We start from the raw sequence: 22311 nt of genomic DNA on the forward strand, positions 1-22311 counted from the left end.
GTCGTCAAGTCTTCCCCGCGTATGCGGGGGTGAGCCCTCCACCTCGAGGCCGTTCAGGCGGAAGAACTGGTCTTCCCCGCGTATGCGGGGGTGAGTCGCCGCCCAGGATCACTACCAGGAGATGCTGCGAGTCCTCCCCGCGTACCCCGCCCAACGGAGACTCACCATCTCTGTCATACCTGGCCGAGTCGATGTACCAGATCGGCAGCTGCGAGCCGTCATATGCCGAGCAGCAGACCGACCGAAGCGTCGAGCCTCCCAGCCGTCAGGCTTCAGGTGCCCGCGGTTCGCGCCACCCGTCACTTGACCGCCGAGCACACGGTCCCAGCACGCCAGCATGGCAGCCGGTCGCCGCAAGCACCGTGCGGGGAATGAGATCGACTGATGGCAGGGGGCCGCCCATGTCCACTGGGCGACCCTGCCCCAGACGAGTGTCAGCTGACCTCGGTCCCGGCGGGCTGATCCCCCGTGGCCGGGATCTCCGCGAAGGGCATCACGAACACATAGCCGCTGATGACCTGCTCGACTTCGCCCTTAACGATCGCAGGCTTGCCCCCAGACGGCTCAGCCGCATCCTGACCGGCGATGTTGACTGTCTGGACGATATAGAGCCGTGAGCTCGCCCTTTGGAGGTCGTCAAGAAAAAGCGTCGCGTTGTCGTATGTCCCGAGGACTGTGATGCTCACCGAAATTGCATAGAGATTCGCGACGCCCTCGGGTTCGGTCGCGGGGTCGGAGGCTACGGGATCCGTCGCCACAACTGCATCTGGAACTGCGGCCAGCGGAAGCACCAGAGTGGCAGGGTCGGCTGTCACAGATAGGATCGTGACGCCGCGAGCCGCCGCGAGTTCACCGACGAAACGGTTGAACGCCGTTATGCCGTCGTCCCCGGGGATCTGTGTCTGAAGGGTCGCGAGCTCCGACTGGAGCTCGCCGATTCGCGAGAACTCGTCAGCGAGCTTCGCGGTCTCAACGCGCAGCTGGGCGTTGCGCTCGCTCGCGACCTTCGTGTCGGCCTCGGCCTGGGACGCCTCAGAGAGAGAGGTCGAGGCACCGAGGAACCAAACGATTGCAAGGATTGCGACCGACAGGAGTGCCGTGCCAAGGATAAACGTCGAGGACTTGACCTGACTCATCAGCCGGTACCTTCTTCACTGAAACGGTTGGCGAAGACGGACGTGTCGACCTGGACCATCGCCTGGACCTCGTAGATCGGTTCGAGGTCGTCGTTCTCACCGAGCGTCGCGGTGCTGAACGTCGCCTCCATGAATCCCGGAATCTCATCGAGCACGTCAAGCCACGCGGACGTGTCGAGGACGGTCGGCGACTCGACGGCGACCGTGACGGTCGCAACGCCCTGGTCGGTGATGGGGTCAGGGGCGGCCGGCGCTCCTGCGAGCGGGGTCGTCGTCGCGATGTCGATCACTCCGACCACAACCCCCTCGGGCAGGCCGACCATGATCTGGTCGGTCAAGGACTTCCAGAAGATGTCGTGACCAGTCACGAAGGTCCGTGCCAAGAGCGCGTCCCCGATCTGACCCTTGATTGCAGGAACGGCCGCATACTTGGCCTGCTCCCTGAGCAGCTTGCTGGTCTGCATCTGCTCGTTCTCGAGTTCAGTCTGGGCATTGATGGCAATGTTGGCAGTGGTGAACCAGATGGCCACTCCGAGCACCATGACAGCGCCGAGCACGAAGAGGAGCCGCACCTTGAGCCGTTGCAGCTGCCTCCGGGCTCGGATCGATGGCGGGAGCAGATTGACCTGCGGGAGCCGGGAGGCGCCTGCGATGACCGGCGTGTAGCCCCCCACTCCGGCCCGGTTCTGGGAGAGTTTCGTCGTGCTCATGCTGCCGCTCCCATCGCGAGGCCTGCCGACAGGCTGATGGTCTGCTGCCACGACTCGTCACTCTGGCTGGCGATCGCGTGCCCCAGCCTCAGGCCGGACATCGGCGCAGCGAGGGAGACGCTCACGCGTGCAGCCGTCGACAGATACTGACCAAGCCCGGGCAGGCTTGCGCCCCCACCTGTGAGGAGGACCATCTCGATCGCCCCGCCGGAGTTGTTCATGGAATAGAACGACAGGGTATTGCGCACGGCCTCGACAAGCACGTGCCCAACCTCCGCGATCGCGGACGCTGCCTCCTGGTAAGCCGGCGGGACGGTCTTCCCGATCCCGACCTGACGCTTGAGCTGCTCGGCATCAGACAACGAAAGATTCATCGAGCGCGCAATGGCCTCCGTCATGTCTGCGCCACCGGTCGGCAGGGTTCGCACGAACCGCGGGGCACCGCGGTCGATGACAACGACGTCGGTGATCCGTGCGCCGAGGTCCACGACTGCGATGGTGCGTTCAGCCCACTGACCGCGCGAGAGCGCCCGGGTCAGTGCGAACGCATTCACGTCGACCATGACTGGGCGCAGACCGGCAGCCTCGACCGCAGCAGTGTTCGCCTGGACCGTGTCCTTGGTCGCGGCGACGAGAAGGCCTCCGACGAGGGAGCCGTGCTGTCCGTCGTAGATCCCCGTGGGCAAGTAGTCCAAGACGGCGTCTTCGACGGCGACTGGCAGGAGGTCTTGCACTTGATACGGGAGAGACGCGCGGATCTGGTCGAGCGGCATAGCGGGCAGGTCGAGATCACGGATGAGCACGCGCTGGTTCCCGACGCCGATGGCGACGTCCTTGGTGCTGAACTTCTGCTCGCGCCAGAGCTGCTTGAGCGCTGTGGCGACCACGTTGGGCTCGGCGACCTCACCGTCGCGCAGGGCGCCTTCCGGTAGCGCTACCTGACCGAATCGCACAAGCTCCGGAACGCTCTGTGAGTCCAGGCCTTTGGGGTCGAACTTGAGTTCGGCAGCACGCACGTGCGTGCTACCGATATCCAGTCCGATAATTCGTGACTTCGTCACAGGTCTCTCCATCCTGGGGCCGTCGCATGGCCCACCGGAGTCATCGTCCTCAGCCGGGCGACTCTTGAGGATTCGGCGCGACGAGAATCTCGGCGGCTGTCACATGACTGCCGAGAGGTAGGACGACCAGATCTGCTCCCCGAATGCGATGCCACAGGCGGCACCGAGGATCATCCACGGGCCAAACGGGATTCCAGACTTCCGGCCCGCACGGCGAAGAACGATCAGAACCAGGGAGAATGCTCCACCAAGCAGGAAGGCGCCGAAAGCGCCGATGGCCAGTGCTCCCCATCCGATCCATCCGAGGTAGGCGCCGATGAGGGCGGCGAGCTTCACGTCACCGAATCCCATGCCCGCGGGATAGGCGAGGCACATGAGGAAGTACGCCGCATAGAGAACCACTCCACCGATCCCGGCGCGCAAGAGCGCGGACCAGTCTCCGGTGCCGATGGCTGCAACCAGGAGCAGGGCGCTCACGACGATGTATGACGGGAGGACGATCGCATTGGGGAGCCGGTGCACCTTGAGGTCGATGACCGTGAGTGCGACGCCGATCGCGGCGCCGTAGAGGTACCCGGGTAGCTCCCAAGTGAGCCCGAAGCGCACGAGAACCAGCACGAACAGCACTCCGGTCAGGAGCTCGACGACCGGGTACTGCGCGGAGATGGGCGCACGGCAGTCGCGGCACCGTGCTCGCAGGAGCAGCCACGAGAGCACCGGAACGTTGTCACGTGCGCGGATCTTACGGCCACAACCGGGACAGGCGCTCGGCGGGCGGACGACGGACTCCCCGCGAGGGACGCGCCAGATGACGACGTTGAGAAACGATCCGATGGCGAGTCCAAGTGCGGCGAAGAGCGCGACGATCACTGCTGTCATGGTGGGTCAGGTCGCCTAGCGGTAGGAGCCGTCGGGGTCGAAGGCTGTGTCGACCTCGATCCAGGTCGAGACGCCGTAGGTGGTCGTCACAGGTGAGAGGAACTTCGGGGGGGCTGTGTAGCGGAACCTGGTGTCGTACTTGTAAGCCTTCTTGTACCCGCTTGAGATGGCCGTGCCCGAGATGAGGCCGACGGTCCCACGGAACTTCTGACTGATGGCTCCGTTGATCGTGAGAGTTCCGCGGCTGACGCCCTGGTCGTAGTTCTGCACCTGGAACGTGTGAGCGACCGACAGGATTGCGGCGTCGATCCGGCGGCCGGAGTCGCTGAGAAGGTTGCTCTTGTCGCTCTTGACGGGGTTCCAGACCCAGACGACGTTGTTCGCCACGAGCCCGAGCATGTCGTCGGCGGCGCTCTTGTACTTGATGTCACCAGTGATGTAGATGTGGTTCTCGGTGGCGATCGTGAGCTGTCCGTCCAGTGTGCCCTCGACAAAGGCATCACCAACATTGCACCCGTATGCCGACGCCGTCGGGACTACCTCATTGGCCACGGGATAGCCAATTCCGTTACCGGCGGCGCCGCTGGCGCCCTTGCAGGTTGTCGCAGCGGTCGTTGCGAAGTTGGGGTCGCTGGACAGGCTAGGGACGTTCTGGATGTAGACCACGTTGTGATCGGGAACGGTGATCTTCGCACCAGTGGCACTTCCGAGCTGGTTGCTGCCGGTGCCCGGAGTTCCGCACTGGCTCGAGATCGCGCCGGCAGTAGCGGGAGACCCTGAGACCACCGTCTTCTTGGTCCACGGTGACCGAACAGTCATCGTTCCGTCGCTGTTCAGCTTGATGGAGGTGGGCCCGGTGTAGAGGCACCCTGGGCGAGGGACCTCTGCCGCCAGGTCGTTGCGGACCTCCCGGCGGAGCTCGGAGTTGGTGGGGGGCATCGGGATGCTGGGGCTGTAGACCGGCTTCCCATTCTCGAAGACCGCGCCGGTGCAACTCGTACCGGTCGATCCCTGCGCGAGGTACTTGAGGCCGGTGGTCGGGTTGTACGCGGTCGAGACTATTCCCTTGAACGTCGCGTCGCAGATCCTCAGGGTGTCGTTCGAGTGCACCGGACCGTCGACGACGTCGCTTCCGCCGAACTGGATCTCGCCGCAGCTTGTCCCCGTCCGGCCCTCCCAGTAGTGCTTGACGCACGAGGTGGCCTTGCCGGAGATGCTCGGGTCTTGGATCTCGTAGTCGGTGAAGTACAGGAAGTCGATGAAGCCTTGTTGCTTGAGGTCCGCCACGATCGTCCGGGTCTCCCCGCCTGCTCGCCCTGTTGCGCGGAGCCGGAGCTGCCCTGCCGTGGAGTAGGTGGAGCTGTCGACCTCATAGCGGAAATGTGCGCTGCCCCCGCTGCCGGCAACCTCGGCCCACGTCCCGGTTTTCCCGATCCCAAAGGCTGGGTTGCTCGCGAGCCCTGTCGGCAGCGTCAGGTTCGTCGACGCTGAGGAGAACTGGGCGGCAGGATTACCGAAGCGGACGTACGCGGTGTCGTTCGCCAGGCGACTCTGGTACTCCTCAACTCCCGCGTAGGCAGCCGCCATGGCCGAGCTCCAGTCCTGGTCTGTACGCGCCTTGCGCTGAGACCCGAGGGCGAGCGCCACACCGGCGACGAGCAGAATGGTCAGGGCCGATGAGACACCGATGACGAGGACGAGCGCGAAGCCCGACTCGTCGCCCCGGCGGACAGCAAGCTTGCGAAGCATGGTCAAAGCCCCAATCGGCTGACGGAAAGGTTCGGGATACCGATGGTGTTCTCAATCCGGACAGGTGCCGTCTTACCGGCAGGTCCGGTCTGGGTCTCGATGCTGACGGTCACCGCGACAACTCCTCGTCGCGCATCAAGCGTGAGCTCGCCGCTCGTGAAGGGCCAGGGTGAAGCATCTTCCTTGAGGTACGCGAACAGTGGCGTTGATGCGGTCGGTGCCGTCACGTTCCGCGCGATCACCCGAGTGCTCGTGGGAGTCGCGACGAATGTCCAGTTGGGCTTGCTCGATGCGATAGCGGCCCATCGGGTCTCTGAGAGTTCTCCGGTAGCCACGTTGAGCTCGAACCGCACCTGCACGGGTTGTGACGCAGCCGCCGAAGTGTCGAGGAAGGCGGAGAGCGTCACCGAAGTCGCGGAAGCTTTCAGGAACACCGGTGTCCCCGTCGTCTGACCCGCGACGGAGATCGTGGTTCCTGCCCGAAGAACTCGGTTCATCTCGTTCATCGCGATCGCGGCGGTGGTCGTGTTGTCGTTCGCGATGCGATCGGAGGTGAAGGCGCGCGACACCGACGTGACCAACGTGCCTACCAAGATTGCGATAAGAGACATGAGCATCATCGTGACAAGAAGCTCCGCCAGGCTCATACCGGAGTCCCGACCTTCTCTCTCCGCACGTGCCCAGCGGCTCCCCTGCCAGGCCATCACGGGACAACCTCAACTCGCGGGTCGAAGGTCACAGAGTTGCCCGTGACGGTGCCGCCGTTGAGCGGCACGAGTGCAGCCCCGGGGACGGGGACAGTCGCGCCGGTAGCGCTGGACCCACGAAAGACGTTCCACGAGCCGTAGGGGAGCGCGATGGTTGCGTTGTTCCCTATGTTGTCGAAGGCGTACGTCATCTTCTGCGCGCAGCCAGGATCGTCACCGACAGCGGCCGCTGAAACGGCCTTGACGAACCCTCCACCGCTGCCACCGACGGTCACCACTCCCATCGCCACGGGGGCGTCGACGCTCTGCCCACCTGCAGCGGCCACAGCGATGGGCTGGGGACTGCTGACAGCGACTCCATTCACCGTGCCGTCCAGCCACGCTGCAGGGTCGACGGACAGGCAGCTCTGGATACCGTCTGCGGGAGCCACGTACTTCCCCGCGAGGACCGTGTATCCGGAGGAGAACGGGAAGAGCTTCGCCGACGTACCCGTCACGACGTGCGCTCCATAGGAACTGATGAACGTCGTGTCGAGGGCGGTCGGGAACTTCACGGTGACACCTGGCGGCGGGGTGAAGTTCGCTGCGCGCTTGAGCACGAAGGTAGCAGCAGCGTCGTACTGGAACCCGACGGCCGCGGACTCACCCGCGGCGACACCCACGATCTGGCTGCTCGTCCCCTCCTGCAGGTAGGAGACGTAGTTGGTCGCGGAAACCCCGACATTGTACGTGCCCGGGATCACCTTGAGGATGTAGGTGCATCCCTGTGCATCTGTCTTGGCCGGTGCGACGGTGAGGGGCTTCGCGCCGTTCGCCGGACTTGCCGGGGACGCAGTGACCGTCACGTTGCTGCGGCCCGTCCCGTCACCGCTGAGTACGGAGACGAGGATCGTGCCGAGGCTGGGGTCGTTGAGGTGCCCCTTGGGACTGATGACGGTGTCTGACTGCACGGCCTTTGTGGACTCCCGCATGCCATCCCATGTGACGCTGATGTTCACGCGCTTGTAGCGCAGGGTTGCACCCGCGCTGCCGGTCGAGCTCGCACCGCACTGCAGGGACGCGCCCGGGTCAGAGACCCACTGTGTCTTGCGCGTGACGTGGAACTTGTCCTTGTTCAGCGTGACGTCCTTCGTCGCGTCAAGCACCGCGAAGAGGTCTTGTGTGTCCCGGGCGAGATCGATCTCTTGGGACGCGAGGTTGAGGGCGACCTGGCGGGCGCGGGAGTCGCGGCTCACGCTCAGGACGCTGAGCATCGTGTAGATGATGCCGGTAGAGACAAGCGCGAAGATCATCATCGCGACGAGGGCCTCGACGATCGACATCCCTGCCTCGCCCTCGGACGCGATCATGACTCGTCGACGGATCGCCTTCACTGTCCCTCTTTCGCGTACGTGGTGCGGAGTCCGACCTGTGGCCGGAAGTGGCTGGCGGGAACCCACAGGACCTTGTTTGATACAGCCGTGTGGGGCGCCGCCTGCGCGACGCCCCACACGTAGACCCAAGTATCTGGGAATTACGGAGTCTTCGTGATGACTCCGGTTGCGCTGCTGTACGTCCAGACCGCCGTGCCGAGGTTCGCGTGCTTTCCGGTCAGCGTGTAGGTCGTGGTAGGCCCTGTGCCGACCGCCACGGTTACGTCCGCCGTCGCGTTGTAGCCGTTCGCCTTCAGCTCTGCGTCGGTCAACTTTTCGAACGTACCGTTGTGTTCGGTTGCGAAGGACTCGGCCGCGATCGACGCGTTCTTGAGGTCGGAGGTCACCGCGGAGGCCCAGGCCTTCTCGCGCTGCTTGAGGAAGGCCGGGATGGCGATCGCGGCGAGGATGCCGATGATGATGATGACCACGAGCAGCTCGACGAGGGTGAAGCCCTTGTCGCGGTCCTTGTCGTTCATTGCCTTGTTGATGCGAATGAGCACGGAAGGCTCCTGTTCTAGGTGTCGAGATGAAAGGGAAGCACCGGTGCCGCACGTTCTGCGGCCTACATCATCTATCGGTCGCCGTCGGGCGGGACTTGAGGACGATGTCGAGCGCCTGGAGGATTGGTACTCTTGCGTACGGCATCACGCCGAGGTTGCGCGCGAACCGGCCGACGGCGACCTTGCGGAGGAGCCCTCCGAATACGGGATCTTGTGCTGGATCAGTTCTTCTTGATGACCCCAGTAGTACTGCTGTACGTCCAGGTGTCACTCAGGTTCGCGTGACCCGCAGTGAGTGTGTAGCCCGTGTCGCCAGTACCAACAAGGGCGACTGTGATAGCGGTCACGTCCGCCGTCTTGTTGTATCCGTTGGTGCCGAGCGCGGTCGCGTCCAGGCCCGTGAACTTCCCGTTGTGGTCGGTCGCGAACGACTCGGCCGCGATCGACGCGTTCTTGAGGTCGGACGTCACCGCGGACGCCCAGGCCTTCTCGCGCTGCTTGAGGAAGGCCGGGATCGCGATCGCGGCGAGGATGCCGATGATGATGATGACCACGAGCAGCTCGACGAGGGTGAAGCCCTTGTCGCGGTCCTTGTCGTTCATTGCCTTGTTGATGCGAATGAGCACGGAAGGCTCCTGTTCTAGGTGTCCAGATGAAAGGGAAGCGCCGGTGTCGCACGTTCTGTGGCGTACATCATCTATCGGACGCCGTCCGGCGGGACTTGAGAGCGTTAGGCAAAGAAGTTCTTTTCACCCGCGCTGCGCCCAAGATCACCCGATGAGTTCGAAGATGGAGAAGATCGGCATGTAGAGCGCGATGATCATTCCGCCGATAAGAATGCCGAGAACAAGGATCATCAACGGTTCGATGAGGCTCGTGAGCTGCTCGGTCGTGGATTCGACCTCCTGGTCGTAGAACTCGGCGATCTTCTCGAGCATCGTGTCGAGCGCGCCGGTGTCCTCACCCACGGCCATCATCTGCACGACCATCGGTGGGAAGACCGGATGCTTCGCCAAGGGGTCGGTGAGCGGGAGCCCTTGGCGGACCGACGCCTGGACGTCCTTGATCGCGTTCGCGATGACCACGTTGCCACTGGTTTCGCCGACGATGTCGAGCGCCTGGAGGATCGGGACGCCCGCGTGCAGCATCGTGCCGAAGTTGCGAGTGAACCGGGCGACGGCGACCTTACGGAAGAGCCCCCCGAACACGGGGATCTTGAGCTTGATCGGGTCGAGCTTGGCACGCACGCCGTCGTCGTTCTTGTGCTTCGACCACCACGCGGACCCGATGATCAGGGCGACGACGAGTGGGGGGAGGACAAACTTCATGGACCCCGAGAGGAAGACGAGGAACTGAGTGGGTGCTGGCAACGCTCCTCCGAGGTCGGCGAACATCTTCTCGAAGACCGGCACGATGAACAGGAGCATCCCGACCACGGCCAGGATCGCGATACAGAACACGACCACGGGGTAGGTCATGGCGGACTTGATCTTCGAGCGCAGCCGCACCTCGGACTCGAAGTTCTCGGCAACGGAGACGAGCACCTGGTCGAGGAACCCTCCGATCTCTCCGGCGCGCACCATGTTGAGCATGATGGGTGGGAAGGTCGCCTTGTGCTGGCCGAGCGCGTCGGAGAACGACAGTCCCGTCTCGATGTCGCCGCGGACGAGGTTGAGGATCTTTGCGAGCTCCGGGTTGTCCGTCTGCTCGGCCAAGATGCTTAAGGCCCGTAGCAAGCTGAGGCCCGCAGAGATCATGGTCGCCAACTGGCGCGCCATGATCGACAGGTCCTTCATCGTGATCTTCTTGCTGAAGCCAGGGATCGTGATCTCCCGCTGGAGCCCGGTGTTCTGGACCTCGGCGATCGACATCGGAGCGACGCCCATGCTCTTGAGGCGTGTCGCGACCGCGGACTCGTTGTTCGCCTCGATCCGTCCCTTGATCACCTTCCCCTTGGCGTCGCGCAGGGTGTATTCGTATGTGCGTTGGCCTGCCACGGTCAGAGTCCTCCGATGTTGGTGGCTGCCTGCTGGAGCGTGGCGCCGCCCTGGTTCATCCGGGCCTGGCGTCCCGTGAGCTTGTTGTAGTCCTCGACGTGGTGGCACTTTTCGAGGCCGGTCTCGTACGAGATCTGGTTGGTCCGGACGAGGTCCGCGAGGTGCTGGTCGAGCGTGTGCATGCCGAGCTTCTGCCCTGCCTGCATGGCGGAGTAGATCTGGTGCGTCTTGCCTTCGCGGACAAGGTTGCGGATCGCAGGGGTGGCAATCATGACCTCGGTGGCCACGACACGTCCCGGACGGCCCGTTCGTTTGCACAGCGTCTGGCAGACCACGCCCTGGAGGGCGCCGGCAAGCTGGGTGCGCACCTGGCCCTGCTGCTCGGAGGGGAACACATCGATGATGCGGTCAATCGTCTGCGCAGCGTCTTGTGTGTGCAGGGTCGCGAAGACGAGGTGCCCGGTCTCGGCTGCTGTGAGAGCAACGGACATCGTCTCGAGATCGCGGAGTTCGCCGATGAGGATGATGTCGGGGTCCTGGCGCAGCACGTGCTTGAGGGCGGTCGAGAAGCTGTGCGTGTCAGATCCGATCTCGCGCTGGTTGACGATCGACTTCTTGTGCCTGTGCAGGAACTCGATCGGGTCCTCGACCGTCATGATGTGGTCGGCGCGTGTGCGGTTGGCGAGGTCGATGATCGATGCCAGCGTGGTCGACTTTCCTGAGCCGGTGGGGCCGGTCACGAGGACCAGCCCGCGGGGCAGCCCGGCGAAGTTCGCGACCACCGCAGGGACGCCCAACTCCTCGAGCGGCTTGATCTCGTAGGGGATGACGCGGAAGACGGCACCTACCGACTCGCGCTGCTGGTAGATGTTCACACGGAAGCGGGCCAGGCCGCGCAGAGCGTGCGAGAAGTCGAGCTCGAGCTCCGTCTCGAACTTCTCACGCTGCTTCTGAGTCAGGATGCTGTAGAGCGTGCGCTGCAGACTCTCAGCCACGATCGGCGGGTAGTCCTCGAGCGGGACGAGCGAGCCGTTACGCCGAATCATCGGCGGCGCGCCCACTGTGAGGTGGAGATCGGACGCCCCGGCCTCGACCAACGCCCGGAGGACGACCTCGAGCTCGATGTCACTGTCCTGCTGCTGCCGGCTCATGCCGACGCGGCTCGGAGCTACGCCCTGCGCACGGGGTGCGCTGGAGAGTGCCGTCGGAGGCTGGGCCTGGTGCAGGCTCGCAAACGCCGCAGCTGGAGGTGTCGCAGACGGCACCTGCGCCGTCTGCAACGGCTGCTGGATCGCACGTGGGGGTGGCGCAGTCTCTTGACGCGGACCGCCCCACGGCGCCTGGCTGGCTGAGGCCTGCGGCGGGGGCAGAGGTGCCGGGGCACCGTAGGCGCGTGCGAGCGGCGAGGTCGGACTGTCTATGCCGGCGCCACCCATCCAGCTGGCCGCTGATCTGCGCGTCGGAGGCTCCGCTCGGAGAGCGGGCGCCTGCCACTCCCGGGCGATCGTCCCGTCTGCCGGGTGGGACCCACCCTGGGGCTCCACAGGAGGAACCGGGAACTCGCTCATGGATTAGCCTCTCGCGTCGACAATCACACGAAACATGTGACGCCTGGTTATCGGCGCACCGACGGCAGACCTTAAGCGACCACTCGCATGATCTCCTCGATCGAGGTCTGCCCCTGGACTACCTTCATCCATCCGTCGTCGCGCAGCCGCCGCATCCCCTGGGCCACTGCAGTCTTCATGATCTCCGCGGACGACGACCCTGTGACCGCGTGCCGCTCGATCTCCTCGGTCACCCGCATGACCTCGTGCAGGGCGAGGCGCCCGCGGTACCCGGTCCCCGAGCACGTGGTGCATCCGCCCGCCCGGAACAGCTGCGGCTTGGGCTCCCCCGGCGTCCACGGGAACCGAGACGCGACGAGCTCGACCTCATCCGGCTCGTACGGCGCCTTGCACTTGCCGCACAGCTTGCGCGCGAGGCGTTGGGCGACGATGCAGTCGATCGCCGACCCGACGAGGAAGGGTTCGATGCCCATCTCGACCAACCGGGTGATCGCCGACGGTGCGTCGTTGGTGTGCAGGGTCGAGAGCACGAGGTGACCGGTGAGCGCCGCCTCGATGGCGATCTGTGCGGTCTCGTGGTCGCGGATCTCACCGAGCAGCACGACGTCGGGGTCGGAGCGCAGGATCGAGCGGAGCGCGCCGGCGAAGGTGAGCCCGGCCTTCGGGTTGACCTGCACCTGGTTGATGCCGTCGAGGCGGTACTCGACCGGGTCCTCGACCGTGATGACGTTGATCTCCGGCTTGGAGACGGCGTTGAGTGTCGCGTACAGCGTCGTCGACTTTCCCGAACCCGTGGGCCCGGTGACCAGGATCATCCCGTAGGGCTTGTTGTACGCCTCGGAGTAGACCGCGTAGTTCTCCTCGCCGAAGGACAGGTCACGCAGGTCCAGGCTGGCCGTGGAGTTGTCGAGGATTCGCATGACGATCTTCTCGCCCCACACGGTGGGCAGCGTCGCCACGCGGAGGTCGATCTTGCGCCCGTTGTGGACCACGGACATGCGCCCGTCCTGGGGCTTGCGGCGCTCGGCGATGTCGATGTCGGAGAGGATCTTCACGCGGGAGGTGACCCCCGCGGAGATGCTCTTGGGCGAGCGTTGCATCTCGTGCAGCACGCCGTCGATCCGGTACCGCACCCGTAGGTCGTGCTCGGCCGGCTCGATGTGGATGTCGGAGGCCCGGTCGGTGATCGCCTGGGTGACGATGAGGTTGACGTACCGCACGATCGGGGCGTCGTCCTCGACGGAGTCACCGATCTTAGACAGGTCGACGTCCTCGAGGCGGCCTTCTTCCACGAAGGCGTTCGTGAGGTTGTCCATCTCGTCGTCGGCGCGCACGAAGCGGTCGATCGCGCGGGAGACGTCCTCGTGCGTGGCCACGACGGGTCGCACCTGCATGCCGGTCATGGAGCGCACGTCGTCGATGGCGAGCACGTTGCCCGGGTCGGCCATGGCCAGGACGATCGCGCCGTCCTCGAAGGCGATCGGCAGGACCGTGTACCGCCGGCACACCGAGCCGTTGAGGCGGGCGACGGCGGTGCGGTCGACCGGGAACACGTCGAGGTCGACGAACTGCATGCCGACCTGGGCGGCCAGCGCCGAGACCAGCTGGCCCTCGGTGAGCACCCCCAGCTCGACGAGCACACGCCCCAGGCTCGTGCCGCGGATGACCTGCTCGTCGAGCGCAGCCATCAGCTGCGTCTCGTTGACCAGTCCCTCTTCGAGCAGGATCTCACCGAGCTGCTTCATGGATTCTCCTCATCGGCCGCTGCGCGCTCAGTGTCGCCGAGCGAGTTTCAATCGTCCGTGGAGTTATCGGCAGAGGATCGGCCGCACGTGAGGGCGAGACTGGGTGACGTCTCTCACGCCTCGAGGGTGCGGGTAGGCGCCTGGGCGAGCGCCTGCTCGAGCGCGTCAGCCATCGCCTCGGTCGGGGCGACCCGCCCGGTCATCAGCCGCACCTGCTCAACCGCCTGGTGCAGCAGCATCCGCTGCCCGCCCACAACCGCTCCGCCGGCCGCGCTCCACGCGGCGGCCAACGCCGTCGTGCGGGGTTCGTAGCAGACGTCGAGGAGGACTCCGGTCACGCCGGACTCCCCCGCCGCGACCAGCGCGCCGAGCTCGCCAGCGACCCCGTCGGCCCCGTGGGCCGGCAGCGTCGAGACGACCACCGCGGCCCCGAGCATCGCCCGAGCGGCGCCGTCGAGAGCGTGGAATCGCGGGGTGACGCCCATCCGGTGCGCCGCGCGCTGCAGGTCACCGGTGCGCCCGAGGGAGCGCACATAGACGTCCGCCGATGGGTAACCGAGCTCGGCCAGCGCCGCGAGCGTGGACGACGCCGTCGCGCCGGCCCCCAGCACGACCGCGCCCCCACGGGGCGCAGAATCCACGGCCCCCTCCCGGATCGCCGTGACCAAGCCATAGACGTCCGTGTTCGTCCCGACGAGCGTCCGCCCGGCTCCCACCCCGGAGAACACGACCGTGTTGACCGCGCCGGTGACCTCGGCGAGCGGCTCGATGTGGTCGAGCAGGGCGATGATGGTCTGCTTGAGCGGCATGGTCAGGCTCAGCCCGGCCCACGAGTCGTCAAGGTCAGTGACAAAGGCGCCGAGGGTCTCAGAAGTTACGTCGACCGCGTCGTACTCCCAGCCCGTCAGGCCGAGCGCGGCGTAGGCCGCGCGGTGCAGCACAGGCGAGAGGGAGTGCGCGATCGGATGACCGAGCACCGCGGCGCGGCGTGGAGCGAGGGGCACGTCCCGCTCAATCCTTGGCCGCGTTGTGCTCTGCGCGCCACGCGTCGTAGAGCTTCTTGTTCGCCTCGTGCTCGGCGAAGGTCGCCGCGAACTTCGTCACCTTGTTGACCGGGTCGACGGCCACCCAGTAGAGGTAGTCGGTGTCCGCCGGGGTGAGTACCGCCTGGAGGGACGCCACGGAGGGCGAGGCGATCGGGCCCGGAGGCAGGCCGGCGTACTTGTACGTGTTGTACGGGTTGTCAACCTCGGTGTCCGCCGTGGTGGAGCTCGCGTCGTCGGTCGTGCCGAGGAAGTAGTGCAGCGTCGCGTCCATCTGCAGCTTCATGTCGATCGCGAGGCGGTTGTTGATGACCGAGGCCATGAGCGGGCGGTCCGCGTCGGTTCCTGCTTCCTTCTCGACGATGGACGCCGTCGTGAGAAGCGTCTGACGGTTCTCGATCGGAACAGCCAGGCTATCGAGCGTGGCAACCGTCCCGGCCACCATCTGCGCGATCATCTGGGTCGGGGTCGAGTCGAGGCCGAACTCGTAGCGCGCCGGGGCGAGCCACCCTTCGGCGTTGCCGCCCGCCTCGGCGGGCAGGCCGATCCCGGCGGCGTCGGCCATCGCGGCGGTCACGTCGGCCTCGGCGAAGCCGGTGACCTTGACGATCCGGGCGATGGTCTTGGCCTTGTTGAAGCCGTTGGGGATCTCGACGATGAAGTCGGCTCGGTTCGCGGGGTCCAGCAGCGCGGTGACCGCGTCGGACGCCTTCATCTCCTTGAAGAGGTTGTACGTGCCCGGCTGGATCGAGGCGGCATTCGGGTTCGCGGTGTACGCGGCGGTGAATGCCTTGGCCGAGGCCACGACGCCGGACTCGGCGAGCGTCTGGCCGATCTGCGATCCCGCGGCGCCCGCGGCGACCGTGACCTGTACCTCGCCGGTACCCGGTCCCGGGTAGTCGATGATCTCGTCCGGTGCGCTCGACCCGAAGGGGTCGAAGTCGTCGAAGAAGGCCGTGCCCTTGGTCCACACGAAGTATCCGCCGGCGCCGATCAGGACGACGGCCACGAGCACACTGATCAGGGCGCGCCGACGGCGCTTCGCCGCCCGCTTGCGCTCGGCACGCAGCTCGCGCTTCTCGGCGCGCGACAGGTGCTCCTCGCCATGAGGATGTTCGACATGTGTCGGTCCCTCGAAGAGATCATTCACCGGTTGGAGCCTCCACACTCGTCAAACATCGTCGCTGCGCCCCCGTGGACAAACCCACAACCTACTGCAGATACACCGTCAAGGACATACCCGCGACCGCGGGTCACAGGTATCGCTCAGGGAATGAGCTCTCCCGCGCGCTCACCGCTGCTGCGCTCACGCTCGAGAGAGGACTGCAGGATCACGACCGCAGCGACCTGGTCGATCACCGAACGGTGCTTGCGTCCTGCCCGTCCCGACGCGTGCAACGCCTGGTGTGCGCTCACGGTGCTCATCCGTTCGTCGACCATGCGAACCGGGACGGGTGCGATGATCGCAGCCAAAAAGCCAGCGTACGCCCGTGCACTGGCCGAAGCCGAGCCCTCAGCCCCAGAAAGGTGCCGCGGAAGACCGACATACACAACCTTCACACCGCGCTCGTCCACCTCGGTCGCAATCTGCGCGACATCGGTCGGCACGGCCGCCGGGTTCTTCGCGGCCGTGACCATGTCCCGGGCCAAGGTGTCGACCGGGGTCGCGATGAGCCCGTCGGGGTCGCTCGCCGCGACCCCGACCCGCACGCTCCCCACGTCGATGCACAGCCGCGGACCGCGGGGAAGGCCCTGCGGAAGCTCCTGTGAAGCGGGATCGCTCATGCGCCGAGGACCTGCGCGACGCCGTCGCGCACCCCGGCGAGGGCCGCCGGCAGCGCGGTCGCGTCCTGTCCCCCGCCCTGGGCCATGTCGTCCTTACCGCCACCGCCACCGCCGAGAACGCTCGAGGCGGCCTTGGCGAAGGCGCCGGCCTTGAGCCCCCGCTCACGCGCACCCGCGTTGGTCACGATGACCACGAGCGGGCGGCCGGAGGACACCCCGCCGATCGCCACGACGGACGCCTCAGCCTCGCCGAGCCGCCCGCGCAGGTCGAGGGCCAGGGCCCGCAGGTCGTCTGCGGAGGCCACCTCCCCGGCGTCGTGCACGACGACGCGCGCACCGGCGACGACGTCGGCGCCGGCCGCGAGGGCACCGGCCGAGGCGAGAAGCTGGCGCTGGCGCATGGCCGCGAGCTCCTTCTCGGTCTCCTTGAGGCGCGCGAGCAAGCCGCCGACGCGGTCGGGCAGCTCGTCCGTGCGGACGTTGAGCAGGCCCGTGAGCTGGCCGACGAGGGCGTGCTCCTTGGCGTGGAAGCCGTAGGCGCCGTCGCCCACGAGGGCGTCGACGCGGCGGACGCCGGAGCCGATCGAGGCCTCTCCGAGCAGCGTGACCATGCCGAGCTGACCGGAGCGCTTGACGTGGGTGCCCGCGCACAGCTCGCGCGACCAGTCGCCGCCGATCGAGACCACGCGCACGCGGTCGCCGTACTTCTCCCCGAAGAGGGCCATGGCGCCCAGCGCCCGGGCCTCGTCGATGTTCATGATCTGCTCGGTGACCTCGAGGTCCTCGGCGAGCTGGGTGTTGACCCGCTCCTCGATCTCGCTCAGCGCGCCCTGCGGGAGCCCCGTGCTCGAGCGGAAGTCGAAACGGATCCGGCTCGGGGCGTTCTCCGACCCGGCCTGGGTCGCGTCCTTGCCGAGGGACTCCTGGAGTGCCTTGTGGATCATGTGCGTCGCGGAGTGGGCGCGGCTGATCGCCTTCCGGCGGGCCACGTCGATCGTCGCCGTGCCGGTCTCGCCCATGGTGACGATGCCGTCGACGACCCGGCCGCGGTGGACCGAGAGGCCCTTGATCGGGGCCTGGACGTCGTCGACCTCGATGGTCGCGCCGCCGTCGAGCACGATCGTGCCGTGGTCGGCGAGCTGGCCGCCGGCCTCGGCGTAGAAGGGGGTGCGGTCCAGGATGACCTCGACCGTGGCCGGGGCGGTGGCCGCGGGGCCGGGCACGCCGTCGACCACAAGGCCGACGACGGCCACCCGGGCGGTCGTCTCGGTGTAGCCGAGGAACTCGACCGGCTTGGCTATCTCGCTGGCCAGCGCCTCGTAGGCGGCCTTGTCGGCGCCGCCGTTGCGCTTGGCGAGCGCGTCCGCGCGGGCCCGGGTGCGCTGTTCCTGCATGAGCGCGCGGAAGGCCTTCTCGTCCACAGTCACGCCGTGCTCGGAGGCCATCTCGAGCGTGAGGTCGATCGGGAAGCCGTACGTGTCGTGCAGGGCGAAGGCCTCTGGTCCGCCGAGCACGGGCGTCGCGGAGCCAGCCTTGGTCGCCGACTCGATCGCCGAGCCGACCGCCGACTCGAGGATCGTGGTCCCAGCCGTGAGAGTGCGCCGGAACGCCTCCTCCTCGGCGTAGGCGATCGCGGAGATCCGCTCGAAGTCGGTGCCGAGCTCGGGGTAGGACTCCTTCATGACGTTCATGCTGGCCGGCAGGAGCGCGGGCAGCGAGGGGTCCTCCACGCCGAGCAGGCGCATGGCGCGGACCGCGCGGCGGATGAGACGGCGCAGCACGTAGCCGCGGCCCTCGTTGGAGGGGCGGACGCCGTCACCGATGAGCATGAGGGCCGAGCGGATGTGGTCGGCGACGACGCGCATGCGCACGTCGTCGGCGTGGACCGCGCCGTAGGCCTTGCCGGAGAGCCGCTGGGCGACCTCGATGACCGGGAAGACCTCGTCGATCTCGTACATGTTGTCGACGCCCTGGAGCAGGAACGCGACGCGCTCGAGGCCCATGCCGGTGTCGATGTTGCGCTGCTTGAGCTCGCCCAGGATCGGGAAGGAGTCCTTGCCGCCGCCGTCGCCGCGCTCGAACTGCATGAACACGAGGTTCCAGATCTCGATGTAACGGTCCTCGTCCGCGACCGGGCCGCCCTCGATGCCGTAGGCGGGGCCGCGGTCGACGTAGATCTCCGAGCACGGGCCGGCGGGTCCGCGCGCGCCGGTGGACCAGAAGTTGTCCTTCATCCCGCGGGACTGGATGCGCTCGTCGGGCAGGCCCGCCACGCGCTTCCAGATCTCGCGCGACTCCTCGTCCTCGTGGAAGACGGTGACCCAGATGATCTCTGGGTCGAAGCCGAGCTTGCCGTCCTCGACCGAGCCGGTGATGAAGTCCCACGCGAACGTGATGGCTTCTTCCTTGAAGTAGTCACCGAAGGAGAAGTTGCCGTTCATCTGGAAGAACGTGCCGTGCCGGGTCGTCTTGCCGACCTCTTCGATGTCCAGGGTCCGTACGCACTTCTGCACGCTCGTCGCCCGCTTCCACGGCGCGGTCTGCTGACCGGTCATGTACGGGATGAACGGGACCATCCCCGCGATCGTGAAGAGCGTGGAGGGGTCCGGGGAGATGAGAGACGCGGACGGGACCACCGTGTGATCGCGCTCGGCAAAGTATGTGAGCCAACGCTTGCGAATCTCGGCGGTGCGCATGATGTCCTCTATCGACGGTTGTGCAGGGAAGGATGGTGCGGAGGCCCGCGGCAGGGCCGCAGTGCGGATCAATCTTAGTCAGAAGGAGTAGCCGAGCTCGTCGTCGTCGGAGTCGTCGTCCTGGATCGGCGCGTTGTCATTGTCGACGGCATAGCGGGCCCGGGTCGCGCGCTCGGAGTCGTCGGCGTGGCGGCCGGGACCGTGCCGGCCGGCGTCGTCGCGAGCGGCGTCGGCGTCATAGGCACGGCGGCGGGCCTGCAGGTCCTCGACCGATCCCTGGGTCGGTGCGAGCAGCGCGTCGGCGAGCTCTCTCGCCCGCTCGTCGCGGGCCGCTCGGAAGTCGGAGAGGAAGTGCGTGGCTGCGTCCGAGAGCGCCGAGCCGGTGGCCGCTGCGGTCGCGGTGGCGCGATCGACGACGGCGGCCGGGGCGTAGCGGTGGATGATCTGGCGTCCCTTGATCACGACGACGACCGTCAGCGCGACCCCCGTGCCGACCCAGAACAGGCGGGCCATCAGCGCGCCTTCTTGCCTGCGCCGTCGCGCACCCGGGAGGCCGCCTGGCCGAAGGCCTTGCGCACGCCGTAGGAGAAGGCCGCGACCTTGACCAGCGGGGCGCCGAAGGTGGCGGCGTACAGGCCGGTGAGGGCCGAGACGTTCTGGCTCACCTCGGCCGCGGCCGTGGTGATGGTGTCCACCTTGATGAGCTGGACGTTGGCGCTTGCGACCGTCTGCGCAGACTCGTCGAGGATCGGCACCGAGTGCTCGGTCAGGTCCTTGATGGACTGCGTCGTGGTGTCGAACACCTTGCCCAGCTTGAGCAGGGGTACAGCGATGAGACCGACCAGCGCCACAAAGGCGACCGCCGCGATGAGTCCCGCGATTTCTCCGATCACAGACGCGCTCCTTGCCATAGACACCAAAGTCATCCCCACACCCACCCAGCCCCGCTGAGTGCGGCCGAATGGCTGCACATACCGGACGTCAGGCAGCCATCTCCCCGCACTCAGCGGAGGTGGCACTGGGGACGAGACTACCTGCACACAAGGACGCCCCGCTCGCAGCAGCGCTGCGAGCGGGGCGTCCTTGTGTGCAGATCAGGAACAGATCAGCGCGAGTAGTGCTCGACGACGAGCTGGACCTCGGCGGTGACCGGAACCTCGGCGCGCTTGGGCGAACGCACCAGCGTGAAGGACAGCTTCTCGAGCTGAACCTCGAGGTACGGCGGGACGGCCGGGAGGACGTCGCGGTGCGCACCGGCGGCGGCGACCTGGAACGGAACCGTTGCCTGGCTCTTCGGCTTGACCTGGACCGTCTGGCCCGGCTTCACCTTGAACGAGGGGCGGTCGACGATCTTGCCGTCGACGAGGATGTGGCGGTGAACCACGGCCTGGCGCGACTGGAGCGTCGTGCGGGCGAAGCCCGAACGCAGCACGAGGGCGTCGAGGCGGACCTCGAGGATCTCGACGAGAGCCTCACCGGTCAGACCCGGAGCCTTGCGAGCCTCTTCGAAGGCACGCGCCATCTGCTTCTCGCGGAGGCCGTACTGGGCGCGCAAACGCTGCTTCTCGCGAAGACGGACCGCGTAGTCCGACTCGGTGCGGCGACGGGCGCGGCCGTGCTCGCCCGGGGGGTAGGGGCGCTTCTCGAAGTGCTTGACGGCCTTCGGGGTGAGCGCAATGCCCAGCGCGCGGCTCAGGCGAACCTGGCGGCGCGAACGGGTCACAGAAGACATAAAAAGTCGTCCATTCCTGTCGTGATTGACGTCGCATACCTCACGCGGGTCGCGTGGGATGCGGGACCAGCCGACGGAGCGAACCCGTGCGTCAGACGCAGGTCCCGCTCACAGGGCCGAGGTCCCAGTGGTCACCCAAGAGGGCAACCTGAGAATTCTAACATCTGTGGGGCTACTCCCCGCGCAGGATGGTGCGGATCTTGTCCATCCGCTCGGTCACGGCACGCTCGTACCCGCGGTCGCTGGGCAGGTAGTAGCGCGATCCGGCCAGCTCGTCGGGCAGGTACTGCTGCGCGGCGACTGCGTGCGGGGCGTCGTGGGCGTACTTGTAGCCCTGCCCGTGCCCGATCCCCTTCGCCCCCGCGTAGTGGGCGTCGCGCAGGTGCGCGGGGACCGACCCGGCCTTGCCGGCGCGCACATCGGCCAGCGCCGCGTCGATCGCCATGTACGCGGCGTTCGACTTGGGCGCGGTCGCGATGTGCACAACCGCCTCGGCGAGGATGATCCGTGCCTCGGGCATGCCGATCAGCGCGACCGCAGTCGCCGCGGCCGTCGCGGTCTGCAGCGCGGAGGGATCGGCCATGCCGACGTCCTCGGCCGCGGAGATGACGATCCGGCGGGCGATGAACCGCGGGTCCTCCCCCGCCGCGATCATCCGGGCCAGGTAGTGGATCGCCGCGTCGACGTCCGATCCCCGCATGGACTTGATGAACGCGCTGATCACGTCGTAGTGCTGGTCGCCGTCGCGGTCGTAGCGCACCGCCGCGACATCGATCGCGCGCTCCATGGTGGCCAGGTCGAGCGTGACCGGATGCTCACGGTCCGGTGGGGCCCCGTCCTCCCCGTCCGGGGCGGACAGCACCGCACCGGCGGCCGCCTCGAGGATGGTCAGCGCCTTACGCGCGTCGCCGCCGGCCAGGCGCAGGAGGTGGTCCTGCGCGTCGTCGGCCAGGGCGACCGTGCCAGCCAGCCCGCGCTCGTCGTCGACCGCCCGGTCGACGAGCGTGCGCACGTCCTGCGTGCTCAGAGGCTGCAGGGTGAGCAGCAGGGACCTCGACAGGAGCGGGGAGTTGACGGAGAAGCTGGGATTCTCGGTCGTGGCCGCGACGAGGGTCACCCAGCGGTTCTCCACGCTCGGCAGCAGCGCGTCCTGCTGCGACTTGGAGAAGCGGTGCACCTCGTCGATGAACAGGACGGTCTCCGACCCACCGGTGGCCAGGCGTCGTCGGGCATCCTCGATCACCGCGCGGACGTCCTTGACGCCCGCCGTGACCGCCGAGAGCTCGACGAAACGCCGGCCCGAGCTTGTCGCGATGAGGTAGGCCAGCGTCGTCTTGCCGGTCCCGGGCGGGCCCCACAGGATGACCGAGCCGGGCGCCGCGCGGCGCGAGGACTCTTCGGCGGGCTCCACGAGCCGGCGCAGCGGCGAGCCGGGCACCAACAGGTGCGCCTGCCCAGCGACCTCGCTGAGCGAGGCGGGGCGCATGCGCACCGCGAGCGGGGACCCCGTCCCGACGCTGGGGACGCCACTGGCTGCCTGCGTCGTGGCGTCGAACAGATCCATGGACCCAGCCTAGATCCTCCTGCG

The 22311-nt window shown here is 66.9% G+C and carries 20 protein-coding genes; all 20 read right to left on the reverse strand.

Features of this window, described 5'->3' with window-relative positions; translation table 11 throughout:
* Positions 1 to 434: 434 nt before the first annotated feature.
* Positions 435 to 1136, reverse strand: a complete 702-nt coding sequence (locus BLQ50_RS05470) for a hypothetical protein (protein WP_093181931.1) — start codon at positions 1134 to 1136, stop codon at positions 435 to 437.
* Positions 1136 to 1846 carry a hypothetical protein gene (locus BLQ50_RS05475; protein WP_139185753.1) on the reverse strand — a complete coding sequence of 237 codons (711 nt, stop codon included), beginning with the start codon at positions 1844 to 1846 and terminating at the stop codon, positions 1136 to 1138. The genes BLQ50_RS05470 and BLQ50_RS05475 overlap by 1 nt, the downstream gene beginning before the upstream one ends.
* The gene (gene pilM, locus BLQ50_RS05480) at positions 1843 to 2907 is read right to left on the reverse strand and encodes a type IV pilus assembly protein PilM (RefSeq protein ID WP_217629109.1); all 1065 of its coding nucleotides are present in this window, start codon (positions 2905 to 2907) and stop codon (positions 1843 to 1845) included. The genes BLQ50_RS05475 and pilM overlap by 4 nt, the downstream gene beginning before the upstream one ends.
* A 99-nt stretch (positions 2908 to 3006) precedes the next feature.
* Positions 3007 to 3786 carry a prepilin peptidase gene (locus BLQ50_RS05485; protein ID WP_093181936.1) on the reverse strand — a complete coding sequence of 260 codons (780 nt, stop codon included), beginning with the start codon at positions 3784 to 3786 and terminating at the stop codon, positions 3007 to 3009.
* Positions 3787 to 3801: 15 nt separating this feature from the next.
* The gene (locus BLQ50_RS05490) at positions 3802 to 5535 is read right to left on the reverse strand and encodes a hypothetical protein (RefSeq protein ID WP_093181937.1); all 1734 of its coding nucleotides are present in this window, start codon (positions 5533 to 5535) and stop codon (positions 3802 to 3804) included.
* A 2-nt stretch (positions 5536 to 5537) separates the two neighbouring features.
* On the reverse strand, positions 5538 to 6182 hold the full coding sequence (locus BLQ50_RS05495; protein ID WP_093181939.1) for a hypothetical protein: 645 nt from the start codon (positions 6180 to 6182) through the stop codon (positions 5538 to 5540).
* Positions 6183 to 6238: 56 nt separating this feature from the next.
* Positions 6239 to 7591 carry a type IV pilus modification PilV family protein gene (locus tag BLQ50_RS05500; RefSeq protein ID WP_093182562.1) on the reverse strand — a complete coding sequence of 451 codons (1353 nt, stop codon included), beginning with the start codon at positions 7589 to 7591 and terminating at the stop codon, positions 6239 to 6241.
* A gap of 164 nt (positions 7592 to 7755) precedes the next feature.
* Positions 7756 to 8157, reverse strand: a complete 402-nt coding sequence (locus tag BLQ50_RS05505; protein WP_217629110.1) for a prepilin-type N-terminal cleavage/methylation domain-containing protein — start codon at positions 8155 to 8157, stop codon at positions 7756 to 7758.
* Between the two features lie 221 nt (positions 8158 to 8378).
* Positions 8379 to 8783: a prepilin-type N-terminal cleavage/methylation domain-containing protein gene (locus BLQ50_RS19195; protein ID WP_281181303.1), complete on the reverse strand. Its 405-nt coding sequence runs from the start codon at positions 8781 to 8783 to the stop codon at positions 8379 to 8381.
* A gap of 144 nt (positions 8784 to 8927) precedes the next feature.
* Positions 8928 to 10154, reverse strand: a complete 1227-nt coding sequence (locus BLQ50_RS05520; protein WP_175559030.1) for a type II secretion system F family protein — start codon at positions 10152 to 10154, stop codon at positions 8928 to 8930.
* Between the two features lie 2 nt (positions 10155 to 10156).
* Positions 10157 to 11305 (reverse strand): type IV pilus twitching motility protein PilT, encoded by a 1149-nt coding sequence (locus tag BLQ50_RS05525; RefSeq protein WP_093181942.1) that lies wholly within the window; start codon positions 11303 to 11305, stop codon positions 10157 to 10159.
* A gap of 488 nt (positions 11306 to 11793) precedes the next feature.
* Positions 11794 to 13467, reverse strand: coding sequence for a GspE/PulE family protein (locus BLQ50_RS05530; protein WP_093181944.1), 1674 nt, complete (start codon positions 13465 to 13467; stop codon positions 11794 to 11796).
* A 113-nt stretch (positions 13468 to 13580) separates the two neighbouring features.
* A complete protein-coding gene (locus BLQ50_RS05535) occupies positions 13581 to 14471 on the reverse strand; it encodes a shikimate dehydrogenase (protein ID WP_093181946.1) in 891 nt (296 codons plus the stop codon).
* A 7-nt stretch (positions 14472 to 14478) separates the two neighbouring features.
* On the reverse strand, positions 14479 to 15660 hold the full coding sequence (mltG, locus tag BLQ50_RS05540; protein ID WP_175559031.1) for an endolytic transglycosylase MltG: 1182 nt from the start codon (positions 15658 to 15660) through the stop codon (positions 14479 to 14481).
* Between the two features lie 116 nt (positions 15661 to 15776).
* Positions 15777 to 16295: a Holliday junction resolvase RuvX gene (gene ruvX / locus BLQ50_RS05545; RefSeq protein WP_093181949.1), complete on the reverse strand. Its 519-nt coding sequence runs from the start codon at positions 16293 to 16295 to the stop codon at positions 15777 to 15779.
* Positions 16292 to 18991 carry an alanine--tRNA ligase gene (gene alaS, locus BLQ50_RS05550; RefSeq protein ID WP_093181950.1) on the reverse strand — a complete coding sequence of 900 codons (2700 nt, stop codon included), beginning with the start codon at positions 18989 to 18991 and terminating at the stop codon, positions 16292 to 16294. The genes ruvX and alaS overlap by 4 nt, the downstream gene beginning before the upstream one ends.
* Positions 18992 to 19069: 78 nt before the next feature.
* Positions 19070 to 19504 (reverse strand): hypothetical protein, encoded by a 435-nt coding sequence (locus tag BLQ50_RS05555; RefSeq protein WP_093181952.1) that lies wholly within the window; start codon positions 19502 to 19504, stop codon positions 19070 to 19072.
* Positions 19504 to 19884, reverse strand: a complete 381-nt coding sequence (locus tag BLQ50_RS05560) for a DUF948 domain-containing protein (RefSeq protein ID WP_245700922.1) — start codon at positions 19882 to 19884, stop codon at positions 19504 to 19506. The genes BLQ50_RS05555 and BLQ50_RS05560 overlap by 1 nt, the downstream gene beginning before the upstream one ends.
* 212 nt (positions 19885 to 20096) lie before the next feature.
* Complete coding sequence (gene rpsD, locus BLQ50_RS05565; protein WP_093181955.1) at positions 20097 to 20723, reverse strand: 30S ribosomal protein S4; 627 nt, start codon at positions 20721 to 20723, stop codon at positions 20097 to 20099.
* Positions 20724 to 20895: 172 nt separating this feature from the next.
* Entirely contained in the window at positions 20896 to 22287 is a 1392-nt protein-coding gene (locus BLQ50_RS05570; RefSeq protein ID WP_093181957.1) for a replication-associated recombination protein A, read from the reverse strand.
* Between the last annotated feature and the right edge of the window lie 24 nt (positions 22288 to 22311).

The sequence above is a fragment of the Sanguibacter gelidistatuariae genome (assembly GCF_900096585.1).
GTDB lineage: Bacteria > Actinomycetota > Actinomycetes > Actinomycetales > Cellulomonadaceae > Sanguibacter > Sanguibacter gelidistatuariae.